Here is a 1,364-nt window from a genome sequence, read left to right as displayed (position 1 = left end):
TAGGGAAAAAATCACATCAATGTTATATCACAACAGTTGGAGGAGCTATTAGTTCCCAGGCAGTTTGTTCTGGTTCTAATTCTGTAAAACAAAGTAGCGATAACCAATGTAACGCTCTATTGAAAGCAGCAGGCCGCTGTTAATTTTATGCAAAAGCTCAGGTTAATCCTGAGCTTTTTGTTCAATCTCATCATTGTCCAAAAACGTGCCTGGATTCGTGAGCATAATCTTTTCTTGGCACTGATCGCATACCAACAGTCCTACAAAAAGCTGTACATTTTTTCTTGATTGACAAAGAGTACAAGCCCTCGGAAACATTATTGTATTTGCCGTAGTGGTGATATGAGTGCTCATCATAATTCCTAGAATAAGAGTTCTCACTATCTTCTCTTAAACTTCTTAGCTTGAATATTGAAGAAGATCCATTTTGAGAACTTTTGTAGAAAATAGATAAAGAACTCTGTGATATTGAATACTCTCAAGTTTTTAACTACTTTTAATGTCTAAAATAAGAAATCAATTTAGGCTCTAAAGCCTCACTTAAAATCTATCAACTGAGTGGTTTTTACAGGTTTAAATTTCTAAAAAATACATCATGTATAATTTATTAAATTGACCGAATTGACAATTTTGTGGCTTATCGAAAAGTGCGCAGATTATTTTAATTAATTTTCATTAACTTATGCTGATTTTATAGCTTTTACTGCGCAAACTCAGTTTTCATGAACTGCGCAGGGTATTTATTTATATATATTAATAGCTTACGCTCTTTTTTCCCATTTTTCGAGCGCAGATGCCTGCGCACCCTATTTTTATTTAAATAACAGTTACTTACGTAATTCTTATTAGATTTTTGAGCACAGAGAAGAGCGCAGCAAATTAATAAACAAAATCAATTACTTATTTTAAAAAACTGGCTTTTTGCTGCGCAGCTTTCTACTACATAAGATAATTCCCCAAGACCTTATGACATAAGGCTTTGAAGGTTGTCATCGTTAGATGCGTGGTGTGTGACAAAAAAATCCCGGCATGTGCCGGATCTTGGATTGGAAAATTGGCTAAAGTGACGTAGGGCCGGTGCTTGGTTTTGCGTGGAAAAAAGTATTTATTTCCTTGTTTAGAAAAACGTAAAAAATCAATTTTTTGTCTATTCATCCAGGTTAAAAATTTCAACCCAAAACTTTAATTATGAAAAGCTTCATAGAAAGCGTTCAAATGCGATTTAAGAGCCTTTACCTAAAAAACATAGATCTCATAGTGAAAAACAGAAAACAGCTCAAAAAACGCAAATGAGAGCGAAATAAAGAGGTATTTTGACTTTAGATAGATGCATAGAGCGAGTGTCTACGAGCGAACTATCAAAA

At 33.9% G+C, this 1,364-nt stretch carries 1 protein-coding gene; it reads right to left on the bottom strand.

What is annotated here, in order from left to right:
• Positions 1 to 162 precede the first annotated feature (162 nt).
• A complete protein-coding gene (locus FTV31_RS17490) occupies positions 163 to 354 on the bottom strand; it encodes a hypothetical protein (RefSeq protein ID WP_127801720.1) in 192 nt (63 codons plus the stop codon).
• Positions 355 to 1,364 lie beyond the last annotated feature (1,010 nt).

The organism is Acinetobacter sp. YH16031 (genome assembly GCF_013417335.1).
Taxonomy (GTDB): domain Bacteria; phylum Pseudomonadota; class Gammaproteobacteria; order Pseudomonadales; family Moraxellaceae; genus Acinetobacter.
The sequence above is the reverse complement of the archived record's forward strand: the minus strand, read 5'-3'. Positions and strand labels throughout refer to the sequence as shown.

What these genes read in the sequence shown, in the direction of transcription:
- FTV31_RS17490 (WP_127801720.1), bottom strand. Translation starts at nt 354, where the DNA reads ATGAGCACTCATATCACCACTACGGCAAATACAATAATGTTTCCGAGG.